The 14,241-nt window shown below is 57.1% G+C and carries 2 protein-coding genes, 2 tRNA genes, 3 rRNA genes and 1 pseudogene; all 8 read right to left on the bottom strand.

Annotation, left to right across the window (positions count from 1 at the left end):
* Nucleotides 1-170: 170 nt before the first annotated feature.
* A pseudogene (locus B0B13_RS17330) lies at nucleotides 171-305 on the bottom strand (IS5/IS1182 family transposase); the annotation flags it as partial.
* Nucleotides 306-422: 117 nt separating this feature from the next.
* A complete protein-coding gene (locus tag B0B13_RS14345; protein ID WP_139337434.1) occupies nucleotides 423-6,737 on the bottom strand; it encodes a YadA-like family protein in 6,315 nt (2,104 codons plus the stop codon).
* Between the two features lie 1,102 nt (nucleotides 6,738-7,839).
* Nucleotides 7,840-7,953, bottom strand: a 5S ribosomal RNA gene (gene rrf, locus B0B13_RS14340).
* A 110-nt stretch (nucleotides 7,954-8,063) separates the two neighbouring features.
* Nucleotides 8,064-10,947, bottom strand: a 23S ribosomal RNA gene (locus B0B13_RS14335).
* 261 nt (nucleotides 10,948-11,208) lie between these two features.
* Nucleotides 11,209-11,284 (bottom strand) — tRNA-Ala (locus B0B13_RS14330).
* A gap of 53 nt (nucleotides 11,285-11,337) precedes the next feature.
* Nucleotides 11,338-11,414 (bottom strand) — tRNA-Ile (locus tag B0B13_RS14325).
* Nucleotides 11,415-11,482: 68 nt separating this feature from the next.
* Nucleotides 11,483-13,015 (bottom strand): 16S ribosomal RNA (locus B0B13_RS14320).
* Together the 16S, 23S and 5S rRNA genes with 2 tRNA genes alongside form the textbook arrangement of a ribosomal RNA operon.
* 441 nt (nucleotides 13,016-13,456) lie before the next feature.
* Nucleotides 13,457-14,233 (bottom strand): enoyl-CoA hydratase, encoded by a 777-nt coding sequence (locus B0B13_RS14315; protein ID WP_076796900.1) that lies wholly within the window; start codon nucleotides 14,231-14,233, stop codon nucleotides 13,457-13,459.
* Nucleotides 14,234-14,241 lie beyond the last annotated feature (8 nt).

Below are 14,241 nucleotides of genomic sequence, written 5' to 3'. Positions count from 1 at the left end.
CTCGTTGACGTTGCGGCCATCCGGGGCCAGTTTCCTCTACCGTATCGACAAGCCAACCGCCCCTTGATCGCGTGCGCGATCCGTGACCGTGACTCGCTCAGTCATCGCGCCACGGTCGTCGAAGATGCACGCCATTATGCCGTTTGCGATGCCTCGTGCAGCGGATTTCAGATGCCTGCTTGCTGCCAATCGCGCAGCCGACGCCGATGACTCATGCCCGAGCCGCCCCCCGTTTTCTGCGCAAGCATTTCCCAGGCAATGCCAATATGCGACACGAACAGAATGCCGGTCAACACGGCGTGATTGTCGAGCAGCTTTCGATGGCGTAGCGCGCCCAGCACGAATACCGAATATCGCCTTACATCCGATTCTGCAACGTCAGTGCCGCATTGCAGAATGCGTGAACTGCTAAGGAGGACCTATCACCATTGGAATCCTCCTGACGCAACGGCCCCCAAATAACCGCGACCGTTCGCGTTTGCGGCGAGCTTGAAAACCCAGCGATTATTCGGCGTGACGTGCGATATGCCAAGCGCAGCGCCATACTGGCCGCGGTATGTTGCACCCGCAAACGCCGCCAGACTCTTCCCGGGTAACGTCGGTTGTGGCAATCCCGCCACCGCCATTGCCGCTGCAATGCCTGCTGACGCGTCACGATCGACACGCGCAACGGCTTCGTCTAACTGAGCTTTGTTGACTGCATCGGTCGGTTCAGTGCCGCGTGCGACATGCGTGATCTTGCGCTCCTGGCCAGGCGTGCCGACTGATACGCGGGTTTCGTCGACACTAATACCGAGTTGCTCGGTCATGACCGACGGCAACTCTGCCGCGATCGCCTCGCGCAACCACCCATGAAGCACGTCTTGTTCGGGAGCGGCGTCACGTGACGTAGCGGCTGCCGTACTTGGGCTGGGCCATGTCAAGGACGTCATTTTTGTCGGCTCAGAGTTTGGAGGTTGATCGGCCTGCACACTATTCGAAACACTTGAGGAATTGCTGGCGACCGGTTCAGGGATATTCTCGCCTACTTGAGACTGCTTTTCATTATCCGTCTTCGCCATTACAGCGGCTTGACTGACAGAAATCGGATCTGCACCGGCATCGCTCATCGTTGACGTGCTGCTTCGAGGCAAAGCCGGGCGTTCCGCCAGCACCTGCCCAACCGCCATCTCCCTTGACGGGGCTGGGCCGCTTTGCCATATACCGCCCTCCAAGCCTGCTGCATCCAAACCGTCCGATCTGCGTCGGTCTTCACTGCTGGATCGTAACCGCTTCGCCACCTGGGGCTGCTGATGCAGCAACACTGCCGATTTGGATCTTCCCCTGTTGCCCGGCGCAGCATCTCGCACCTTCTCAGCCACTGTCTGCTGCGCGGCAAGGGACGAACTGGCCTCCGGGTTCTGGGCCAAGGGCTGAGTGCGGGGCTCGTCAGCGGACTGTGTTGACCTACTGCCGATACTGGCACCGGCATCGCTCATCGTTGACATGCTGCTTCGGCGCGAGGCCGAGTGTACCGACGTTGTGGCGATCGCATCTTGGCCGGCTGGCTGCGCCTGCTGCGACAACTCTGCCGAGTCAGATCCACCCCTGTTGCCTGGTGCAACGCCTTGCACCTTGTCAGCTGCTGTCAAGGCAGGGGACAAACTGGCCTCCAGAGCCTGAAGTTGAGTGCGGGGCTCGTCAGCGGACCTACTATCGATACTGGCACCGGCATCGCTCATTGTTGACGTGCTGCTTCGGCGCGAGGCCGAGTGTGCCAACGTTGTGGCGCTCGCATCATGGCCGGCTGGCTGCGTCTGCTGCAGCGACTCTGCCCCGTCAGATCCGCCACTATTGCCCGGTGCAACGTCTCGCACCTTCTCAGCCGCTGTCTGCTGCGCAGCAAAGGACAAACTGGCCTCCGGGGTCTGGGCTAGAAGCTGAGTGCGGATCTCGTCAGCGGACTGTGTTGGCTTACTGTCGACGCGGGCACCGGCATCACTCATCGTTGACGCGCTGCTTCGAGGCAAGGCCGGGTGTTCCGCCAGCACCTGCCCAACCTCCATCTCCCTTGACGAGGCTGGGCCGCTTTGCCATATACCGTCCTCCAAGCCTGCTGCATCCAGGCCGTCCGATCTGCGTCGGTCTTCACTGCTGGATCGTAACCGCTTCGCCACCTGGGGCTGCTGATGCAGCAACACTGCCGATTTGGATCTTCCCCTGCTGCCCAGCGCAGCATCTCGCACCTTTTCAGCCGCTGTCTGCTGCACGGCAAGGGACGAATTGGTCTGCGGAGTCTGGACCAAGGGCTGAGTGCGGGACTCGTCAGCGGACTGTGTTGGCTTACTGTCGACACGGGCACCGGCATCGCTCATCATTGACGCGCTGCTTCGAGGCAAAGCCGGGTGCTCCGCCAGCACCTGCTCAACCCCCATCTCCCTTGACGGGGCTGGGCCGCTTTGCCATATACCGCCCTCCAAGCCTGCTGCATCCAAACCGTCCGATCTGCGTCGGTCTTCACTGCTGGATCGTAACCGCTTCGCCACCTGGGGCTGCTGATGCAGCAACACTGCCGATTTGGATCTTCCCCTGTTGCCCGGCGCAGCATCTCGCACCTTCTCAGCCACTGTCTGCTGCGCGGCAAGGGACGAACTGGCCTCCGGGGTCTGGGCCAAGGGCTGAGTGCGGGTCTCGCCAGCGGACTGTGTTGGCTTACTGTCGACACGGGCACCGGCATCGCTCATCGTTGATGCGCTGCTTCGGTGCGAGGCCGGGTGTGCTGCCGACATTGTGGCGCTCGCATCATGGCCGGCTGGCTGCACCTGCTGCGGCAACTCTGCCGAGTCAGATCCACCCCTGTTATCTGGTGCAACGCCTTGCACCTTGTCAGCTGCTGTCAAGACAGGGGATAAACTGGCCTCTGAGGTCTGAGTTTTTGCCGGCTCAGAGTTTGGATATTGATCGGCCTGCCCACTATTCGAAACACTTGAGGAATTGCTGACAACCGGTTCAGGGATGTTCTCGCCTACTTGAGACTGCTTTTCATTATCCGTCTTCACCATTACAGCGGCTCGACTGACAGAAGCCGGATCTGCACCGGCATCGCTCATCGTTGACGTGCTGCTTCGAGGCAAGGCCGGGTGTTCCGCCGGCACCTGCCCAACCCCCATCTCCCTTGACGGGGCTGGGCCGCTTTGCCATCCATCGTCATCCCTGCCCACAATATACGGTTCCACAGGCTCATACGGAGCCAACGCCCTCTGTCCTTTGCTTCCACTCTCAAAGGCGGAACTATTCTTTCCGAGAATTGGAGTATGCGTATTGCCACTTGCATCACGCAACACAGCAACCTTGTTAGCTACGACGTTAACGTCTGTGCCGGAAATAGTGATCGGCGGCACATTGGTAAACGACGATTGAGACCAGGCCAATTCGTGCGCCCCTACCTGTTGCGCGCCATCCGGATTCCCGTCGTCAGACGTGTCCACAGGAACGAACAACGGCGTATCAGCTTGCAAACGGCGTTGTTCCAACCCGGGCGCTAATACTGGTAGCGACCGAGACCGCTGGCGTACCCGGTTAGCTCCTTGCATGCTAGATAACGGCGCATGACTGTCGTCGGCATGGTCCTTTCCCGTATGCGATGGGTGCAACCCTCCCCCGTCGATTTGATTAGCTGCGTCCTTCTGCGGGCTACTGGGCTTTACATTGTCATTTTGTAGGTCCATGGCCGATAGCGGTTCATTTTTCGGTCGCTTCCTTTTCGCCAAACGGCCTGTCTCCCTTGGCGAAGACTCACTGGGCAAACTTATTGGGACCGACTGAGACCTCTCGCGCCGTCGTTTTTCTCTTTGTACGCCAACATCCGTTGGTGTTCCAGCCGTCACGTTCAGTCGCTGTTTCAACTCCCATCCCGGAGTCAGCTTATCTTGCGTATCCGAACCGAGCGTGGATGGCTTCATCCCCCTTGACGGAGCTGGGCCGCTTTGCCATCCATCGTCATCCCTGCCCACAATATACGGTTCCACAGGCTCATACGGAGCCAACGCCCTCTGTCCTTTGCTTCCACTCTCAAAGGCGGAACTATTCTTTCCGAGAATTGGAGTATGCGTATTGCCACTTGCATCACGCAACACAGCAACCTTGTTAGCTACGACGTTAACGTCTGTGCCGGAAATAGTGATCGGCGGCACATTGGTAAACGACGATTGAGACCAGGCCAATTCGTGCGCCCCTACCTGTTGCGCGCCATCCGGATTCCCGTCGTCAGACGTGTCCACAGGAACGAACAACGGCGTATCAGCTTGCAAACGGCGTTGTTCCAACCCGGGCGCTAATACTGGTAGCGACCGAGACCGCTGGCGTACCCGGTTAGCTCCTTGCATGCTAGATAACGGCGCATGACTGTCGTCGGCATGGTCCTTTCCCGTATGCGATGGGTGCAACCCTCCCCCGTCGATTTGATTAGCTGCGTCCTTCTGCGGGCTACTGGGCTTTACATTGTCATTTTGTAGGTCCATGGCCGATAGCGGTTCATTTTTCGGTCGCTTCCTTTTCGCCAAACGGCCTGTCTCCCTTGGCGAAGACTCACTGGGCAAACTTATTGGGACCGACTGAGACCTCTCGCGCCGTCGTTTTTCTCTTTGTACGCCAACATCCGTTGGTGTTCCAGCCGTCACGTTCAGTCGCTGTTTCAACTCCCATCCCGGAGTCAGCTTATCTTGCGTATCCGAACCAAGCGTGGACGGCTTCATCCCTAATCGCGATGCCCGCACCTTCGGTTGGCTCACCCCTTCATCGTACGAGACGATTTCGTCCATCGGTGCGTCTTGCAGATCGGCTGGCTTCACATCCCAACGCGAGGGTTTTTTCTGTCCCTTCGGCTGGCTCAACCGCTCATCGTACGAAGCGGTTTCGTCCATCGGTGCGTCTTGCAGACCGGCCGGCTTCACATCCCAACGCGATGGTTTTTTCTGCCCCTTCGGCTGGCTCAACCGCTCATCGTACGAAGCGGTTTCGTCCATCGGTGCGTCTTGCAGACCGGCCGGCTTCACATCCCAACGCGATGGTTTTTTCTGCCCCTTCGGCTGGCTCAACCGCTCATCGCACGAAGCGGTTTCGTCCATCGGTGCGCCTTGCAGATCGGCTGGCTTCACATCCCAACGCGAGGGTTTTTTCTGCCCCTTCGGCTGGCTCAACCGCTCATCGTAAGAGGCGGTTTCGTCCATCGGTGCGTCTTGCAGACCGGCCGGCTTCACATCCCAACGCGAGGGTTTTTTCTGTCCCTTCGGCTGGCTCAACCGCTCATCGTACGAAGCGGTTTCGTCCATCGGTGCGTCTTGCAGATCGGCTGGCTTCACATCCCAACGCGAGGGTTTTTTCTGTCCCTTCGGCTGGCTCAACCGCTCATCGTACGAAGCGGTTTCGTCCATCGGTGCGTCTTGCAGATCGGCTGGCTTCACATCCCAACGCGAGGGTTTTTTCTGTCCCTTCGGCTGGCTCAACCGCTCATCGTAAGAGGCGGTTTCGTCCATCGGTGCGTCTTGCAGACCGGCTGGCTTCACATCCCAGCGCGAGGGTTTTTTCTGTCCCTTCGGCTGGCTCAACCGCTCATCGTACGAAGCGGTTTCGTCCATCGGTGCGTCTTGCAGACCGGCCGGCTTCACATCCCAACGCGAGGGTTTTTTCTGTCCCTTCGGCTGGCTCAACCGCTCATCGTACGAAGCGGTTTCGTCCATCGGTGCGTCTTGCAGACCGGCCGGCTTCACATCCCAACGCGAGGGTTTTTTCTGTCCCTTCGGCTGGCTCAACCGCTCATCGCACGAAGCGGTTTCGTCCATCGGTGCGTCTTGCAGATCGGCTGGCTTCACATCCCAACGCGAGGGTTTTTTCTGTCCCTTCGGCTGGCTCAACCGCTCATCGTAAGAGGCGGTTTCGTCCATCGGTGCGTCTTGCAGACCGGCCGGCTTCACATCCCAACGCGAGGGTTTTTTCTGTCCCTTCGGCTGGCTCAACCGCTCATCGTACGAAGCGGTTTCGTCCATCGGTGCGTCTTGCAGACCGGCCGGCTTCACATCCCAACGCGAGGGTTTTTTCTGCCCCTTCGGCTGGCTCAACCGCTCATCGTACGAAGCGGTTTCGTCCATCGGTGCGTCTTGCAGATCGGCTGGCTTCACATCCCAACGCGATGGTTTTTTATGCCCCTTCGGCTGGCTCAACCGCTCATCGTAAGAGGCGGTTTCGTCCATCGGTGCGTCTTGCAGATCGGCTGGCTTCACATCCCAGCGCGAGGGTTTTTTCTGTCCCTTCGGCTGGCTCAACCGCTCATCGTAAGAGGCGGTTTCGTCCATCGGTGCGTCTTGCAGACCGGCCGGCTTCACATCCCAACGCGAGGGTTTTTTCTGTCCCTTCGGCTGGCTCAACCGCTCATCGTACGAAGCGGTTTCGTCCATCGGTGCGTCTTGCAGATCGGCTGGCTTCACATCCCAACGCGAGGGTTTTTTCTGTCCCTTCGGCTGGCTCAACCGCTCATCGTACAAAGCGGTTTCGTCCATCGGTGCGTCTTGCAGATCGGCTGGCTTCACATCCCAACGCGAGGGTTTTTTATGCCCCTGCGGCTGGCTCAACCGCTCATCGTACAAAGCGGTTTCGTCCATCGGTGCGTCTTGCAGATCGGCTGGCTTCACATCCCAACGCGATGGTTTTTTATGCCCCTGCGGCTGGCTCAACCGCCCATCGTACGAGGCGGTTTCGTCCATCGGCGTATCTTGCGTATCGGACCCGACTATGGTTGATCTCGCATCATCGGAAATTAGCAATGCGGCAATAGCCCCAAGCACACACAACTTCCTTGATAAAGCGAACCTGAGGTAGTTGGAGCGGCGAGCGAACGGAGCACTATAAACTGCTACTGACGCTGCATTAAGAATCCGCATTAAGTCTCTTATCATTCGCCAAGTGCTAGTCAGATGGGGTAAGACATGAACAGTACGCGTAGACCCGTTCCTATGCAATCAGGCGCGAAGTTTGATGCGGAATTTAAAAGGAGTACGTCGGCTCGCCAATATGCAGATAAAAAGACTTAGTGTCGTAGCAATATCAAAGGACACCCTGACACCGTAACCATTAACTCAATTAACGTATTCAAATTTGTTCGACGGCGGTCCGTAGCGCACCGCCTAGTTAGTGACCAGGAAACGCAAAGCCTGGCAATCCAACGCAACATTAAATGAATGTGCTACCGTCTATTCGCCGCACCACTAGCAACAATGCAGCAATAACACCGTCCGGTTCCTGCTGCAACTTTTCACGGCCGGCATGACCGGTGCGCCGCTCGATGATTTGAAGGACTTGCGAAGGACGCTGCGGGTACTAAAATCTCTAACACAATGAGTCGCTAGAACTGTCAACCCGCATCGTGTTCAGTTAACCGCACTGTTGTTTTGCTGGCAAGGAGGTCACGGCTAAGCTGATAGTTGAAGCTGACGCATGAGTACTCACCCTTGCGGTTTGTGTCTTTGCAGTAAACCACCTTCGTTTTCTGCGGATGGGGAACAAGACCGCACGAGCGCAGTCGCGCATCCAGACGTGCCTATAGCGCTCGCGCCTGTCGTTCGGTGCGGGAACCCGTCGTACACGAGCACTTTTAGGCGCGTCGAGTGACGGTTGGCAAACAGGTACGCGTGATGCGACCGTACTGCGCCGGACACTTTGACTACCCTCTCTGCCGGCCCCCCCACTCGGGGCAGGCGGTGCTCGAGTGCGGGTTGAGCCAGCGAGGTAGGCGGAGCCGGGGGGCGTTCGCCACAGCCCAACGCCCGCTTCGGGGAGGGAAGCGGGCGTTGGGGGGGCAAGGGGGGAGCCTGACGATTACCTACTTTCACACGGGCAATCCGCACTATCATCGGCGTGGAGTCGTTTCACGGTCCTGTTCGGGATGGGCAGGGGTGGGACCGACTCGCTATGGTCATCAGGCAAAAGGGGGATGCTGTCGCGCGGCGGGGCGCGCCAGCGAATCTGGAACAAGAAGCAGCCGGTAGGATTATGTCGTCGAGGACGGCACAACGGTAAAACGGACCAGTTATAGGATCAAGCCTTACGGGCCATTAGTATCGGTTAGCTGAGCGCATTACTGCGCGTACACACCCGACCTATCAACGTCCTGGTCTTGAACGACCCTTCAAGGGGATCGCGTCCCCGGGGAAGTCTCATCTTGAGGCGAGTTTCCCGCTTAGATGCTTTCAGCGGTTATCTCTTCCGAACATAGCTACCCGGCGATGCCACTGGCGTGACAACCGGTACACCAGAGGTTCGTCCACTCCGGTCCTCTCGTACTAGGAGCAGGCCCCCTCAAACTTCCAACGCCCACGGCAGATAGGGACCAAACTGTCTCACGACGTTTTAAACCCAGCTCACGTACCTCTTTAAATGGCGAACAGCCATACCCTTGGGACCGGCTACAGCCCCAGGATGAGATGAGCCGACATCGAGGTGCCAAACACCGCCGTCGATATGAACTCTTGGGCGGTATCAGCCTGTTATCCCCAGAGTACCTTTTATCCGTTGAGCGATGGCCCTTCCATACAGAACCACCGGATCACTATGACCTGCTTTCGCACCTGCTCGACTTGTCGGTCTCGCAGTTAAGCACGCTTATGCCATTGCACTATCAGCACGATTTCCGACCGTACCTAGCGTACCTTCGTACTCCTCCGTTACGCTTTGGGAGGAGACCGCCCCAGTCAAACTGCCTACCATGCACGGTCCCCGTGCCCGATTCAGGGCACTAGGTTAGAACCTCAAACAAACCAGGGTGGTATTTCAAGGACGGCTCCACGCAAACTAGCGTTCGCGCTTCTAAGCCTCCCACCTATCCTACACAGATCGGTTCAAAGTCCAATGCAAAGCTACAGTAAAGGTTCATGGGGTCTTTCCGTCTAGCCGCGGGTAGATTGCATCATCACAAACACTTCAACTTCGCTGAGTCTCGGGAGGAGACAGTGTGGCCATCGTTACGCCATTCGTGCAGGTCGGAACTTACCCGACAAGGAATTTCGCTACCTTAGGACCGTTATAGTTACGGCCGCCGTTTACCGGGACTTCAATCAAGGGCTTGCACCCCATCATTTAATCTTCCGGCACCGGGCAGGCGTCACACCCTATACGTCCACTTTCGTGTTTGCAGAGTGCTGTGTTTTTATTAAACAGTCGCAGCCACCAGTTTATTGCAACCCCTTCACCCTTCTGGCGCGAGCCAGTCAAGCTAGCAGGGCGTACCTTATCCCGAAGTTACGGTACCAATTTGCCGAGTTCCTTCTCCCGAGTTCTCTCAAGCGCCTTAGAATACTCATCTCGCCCACCTGTGTCGGTTTGCGGTACGGTCTCGTTAGACTGAAGCTTAGAGGCTTTTCTTGGGACCCCTTCCGATTGCTTCGCAGCTTAACGCCGCTCGCCCCACACCCTTGAATTGCGCGCCCGGATTTGCCAAAGCGCCTTCTCCAATGCAGGGACCGGGATTTCCGACACCCGGACAACCTTCCGCGATCCGTCCCCCCATCGCATCTAACGACGGTGCAGGAATATTAACCTGCTTCCCATCAGCTACGCATTTCTGCCTCGCCTTAGGGGCCGACTCACCCTACGCCGATGAACGTTGCGTAGGAAACCTTGGGCTTACGGCGAGGGGGCCTTTCACCCCCTTTATCGCTACTCATGTCAGCATTCGCACTTCCGATACCTCCAGCACACTTCTCAATGCACCTTCGCAGGCTTACGGAACGCTCTCCTACCATGCGCACTTAGCGTGCGCATCCGCAGCTTCGGTAACTGGCTTAGCCCCGTTACATCTTCCGCGCAGGACGACTCGATCAGTGAGCTATTACGCTTTCTTTAAAGGGTGGCTGCTTCTAAGCCAACCTCCTGACTGTTTTCGCCTTCCCACTTCGTTTCCCACTTAGCCAATTTTAGGGACCTTAGCTGGCGGTCTGGGTTGTTTCCCTCTTGACGTCGGACGTTAGCACCCGGCGTCTGTCTCCCGTGATTGCACTCTTCGGTATTCGGAGTTTGCTATGGCGAGGTAATCCGCAATGGACCCCCCAACCATGACAGTGCTCTACCCCCGAAGGTGAGACACGAGGCACTACCTAAATAGTTTTCGGAGAGAACCAGCTATTTCCAAGTTTGTTTAGCCTTTCACCCCTATCCACAGCTCATCCCCTAACTTTTCAACGTTAGTGGGTTCGGTCCTCCAGTACGTGTTACCGCACCTTCAACCTGGCCATGGATAGATCACTTGGTTTCGGGTCTACGCCCAGCAACTGTTCGCCCTATTCGGACTCGCTTTCGCTACGCCTGCCCTATCCGGTTAAGCTCGCTACTGAACGTAAGTCGCTGACCCATTATACAAAAGGTACGCCGTCACCCCTTGCGAGGCTCCGACTGTTTGTATGCATGCGGTTTCAGGATCTATTTCACTCCCCTCCCGGGGTTCTTTTCGCCTTTCCCTCACGGTACTGGTTCACTATCGGTCGATCACGAGTATTTAGCCTTGGAGGATGGTCCCCCCATCTTCAGACAGGATTTCACGTGTCCCGCCCTACTTGTCGTACCCCTAGTTCCACATCTGAGTTTTCGCCTACAGGGCTATCACCTGCTACGGCCGCCCTTTCCAGAGCGTTCGGCTAACTTAGAGGCTAAATGGTACAGGCTGATCCCATTTCGCTCGCCACTACTTTGGGAATCTCGGTTGATTTCTCTTCCTGCGGCTACTTAGATGTTTCAGTTCGCCGCGTTCGCTTCACATGACCTATGGATTCAGTCACGGATGACCCATACGGGCCGGGTTGCCCCATTCGGACATCTGCGGATCAAAGCTCGTTTGCCAGCTCCCCGCAGCTTTTCGCAGGCTACCGCGTCCTTCTTCGCCTGTGATCGCCAAGGCATCCACCACATGCACTTGTTCGCTTGACCCTATAACAAGTCCGTCTTGCAACGCACCGGCTATAGGTTGAGTTTTCGCGTTGTGCCGTATCTTCCAAGCGTCTTTTCAGATCACTCAAAACAATACTTTCAATCACTACCCGTCTATCTTCTGCGCCCATCTCAAGACGCGTCCAATAGACATTACTGCTTCTTTTTCCAGATTGTTAAAGAACGTCACAGCCATACCGCACTGCTTGACCCACGGGTCAATCGCCAACACTCCGTTTGGGAGCGCTCGCGATTGAGCAGTGGTGGAGGCAGACGGGATCGAACCGACGACCCCCTGCTTGCAAAGCAGGTGCTCTCCCAGCTGAGCTATGCCCCCCTTGGGTTCGGGCCGCGCTGCGCGCAGCGCTCGTGGCGCACACCAGACTCGCGTGGTGGGTCTGGTTGGATTCGAACCAACGACCCCCGCCTTATCAAGACGGTGCTCTAACCGACTGAGCTACAGACCCTTCGTCTGTCCCTGTGACTTTCACAGCCGATAAGCGTGAGTACTTGAAGCGCAGACTTCTTGCTCCAGAAAGGAGGTGATCCAGCCGCACCTTCCGATACGGCTACCTTGTTACGACTTCACCCCAGTCATGAATCCTACCGTGGTGACCGTCCTCCTTGCGGTTAGACTAGCCACTTCTGGTAAAACCCACTCCCATGGTGTGACGGGCGGTGTGTACAAGACCCGGGAACGTATTCACCGCGACATGCTGATCCGCGATTACTAGCGATTCCAGCTTCATGCAGTCGAGTTGCAGACTGCAATCCGGACTACGATCGGTTTTTTGGGATTAGCTCCCCCTCGCGGGTTGGCAACCCTCTGTTCCGACCATTGTATGACGTGTGAAGCCCTACCCATAAGGGCCATGAGGACTTGACGTCATCCCCACCTTCCTCCGGTTTGTCACCGGCAGTCTCCCTAGAGTGCTCTTGCGTAGCAACTAAGGACAAGGGTTGCGCTCGTTGCGGGACTTAACCCAACATCTCACGACACGAGCTGACGACAGCCATGCAGCACCTGTGCGCCGGTTCTCTTTCGAGCACCCCCACCTCTCAGCAGGGTTCCGACCATGTCAAGGGTAGGTAAGGTTTTTCGCGTTGCATCGAATTAATCCACATCATCCACCGCTTGTGCGGGTCCCCGTCAATTCCTTTGAGTTTTAATCTTGCGACCGTACTCCCCAGGCGGTCAACTTCACGCGTTAGCTACGTTACTAAGGAAATGAATCCCCAACAACTAGTTGACATCGTTTAGGGCGTGGACTACCAGGGTATCTAATCCTGTTTGCTCCCCACGCTTTCGTGCATGAGCGTCAGTATTGGCCCAGGAGGCTGCCTTCGCCATCGGTATTCCTCCACATCTCTACGCATTTCACTGCTACACGTGGAATTCTACCTCCCTCTGCCATACTCTAGCCTGCCAGTCACCAATGCAGTTCCCAGGTTGAGCCCGGGGATTTCACATCGGTCTTAGCAAACCGCCTGCGCACGCTTTACGCCCAGTAATTCCGATTAACGCTCGCACCCTACGTATTACCGCGGCTGCTGGCACGTAGTTAGCCGGTGCTTATTCTTCCGGTACCGTCATCCAACCTAGTTATTCGCCAGGCCGTTTTCTTTCCGGACAAAAGTGCTTTACAACCCGAAGGCCTTCTTCACACACGCGGCATTGCTGGATCAGGGTTGCCCCCATTGTCCAAAATTCCCCACTGCTGCCTCCCGTAGGAGTCTGGGCCGTGTCTCAGTCCCAGTGTGGCTGGTCGTCCTCTCAGACCAGCTACAGATCGTCGCCTTGGTAGGCCTTTACCCTACCAACTAGCTAATCTGCCATCGGCCGCCCCTTGAGCGCGAGGCCCTTGCGGGTCCCCCGCTTTCCTCCTCAGAGCGTATGCGGTATTAATCCGGCTTTCGCCGGGCTATCCCCCACTCTAGGACACGTTCCGATGTCTTACTCACCCGTTCGCCACTCGCCGCCAGGCCGAAGCCCGCGCTGCCGTCCGACTTGCATGTGTAAGGCATGCCGCCAGCGTTCAATCTGAGCCAGGATCAAACTCTTCAGTTCAAACCTGTTACTTGTTCGGGCCCCAAAGGACCCTGTCGCTCAACTCAAAACGTTGACAGGTTTCGATTCTCTCAAAACCTACCTTCATTTCGTATGAGACTTAATGATTCTTTCGCATCGCCCCACCCGGCTTTTACCACCCGGGCGCAGCACGCCTGCACCATCAAGTACCCACACTTATCGGCTGTTACTTGTTAAAGAGCATCGCAACCGCTTCGCCTCAACCTAGCCGGCCTCGGCCCCCGCATCGCGTCGCTGCATCAGCAGCAGAGAAACGAGATTATGAAGATTTCTCGTCGCAGCGTCAAGAAGTTTTTGAAAACTTTTTCCACCACAGTGATTCGAGAAGATCCTACTCACCCGCCCCACTTTCGCGCAACGGCATCCGCAGCGCGAAAAATAAGATTTTAGCGACCCATCACCTTCAACGCAAGTCCGTTTTCAACGATGCTTGAAGACAGGCTTGCGCTTCTCGACAAACGCCGCCATCCCTTCCTTCTGGTCCTCGGTGGCAAACAGCGAGTGGAACAGCCGGCGCTCGAAATGCACACCCTCGGTAAGCAAGGTCTCGTACGATTGATTGATCGATTCCTTAATCATCATCACCGAAGGCAGCGAATATTCAGCAATCGCAGCCGCCGTGCTAAGCGCTTCGTCTAACAGCTTGCCTACCGCGACTACGCGAGATACCAGTCCCGCGCGCTCCGCTTCGTGTACATCCATGAACCGCCCGGTCAAGCACAGGTCCATCGCTTTGGCCTTAGAGATCGCACGCGGCAAGCGCTGCGTGCCACCGGCGCCCGGCATGACCCCGAGCTTGACCTCCGGCAGACCGAACCGCGCGGTGTCGGCCGCGATGATAATGTCGCACATCATCGCCAGTTCGCATCCGCCGCCCAGCGCCAAGCCCGCCACTGCGGCGATCACCGGTTTGCGCACCGCACGCACCGCCTCCCAGTTGCGCGTAATGTAGTTCCCTTTGTAAACATCCATATAGGTGTACTTCGCCATCATTCCGATGTCCGCGCCGGCGGCAAATGCCTTTTCACTGCCCGTCACCACGATCGCGCCGATCTGCTCGTCGTCGTCGAACGCCTTGAGCGCCGCGCCCAACTCGTCCATCAGCGCGTCGTTCAGTGCATTGAGCACCTTCGGGCGGTGCAGCGTGATCAGCCCGACCCGTCCGCTTGTGTCGACCAGGATGTTTTCGAATGTCATGAATGCTC

Origin of the sequence: Burkholderia sp. b14 (genome assembly GCF_900156195.1) — a bacterium.
Classification (GTDB): Bacteria; Pseudomonadota; Gammaproteobacteria; order Burkholderiales; family Burkholderiaceae; genus Mycetohabitans.
Note: the sequence above shows the minus strand (reverse complement) of the source record. Positions and strands in the feature narration are given on the sequence as shown.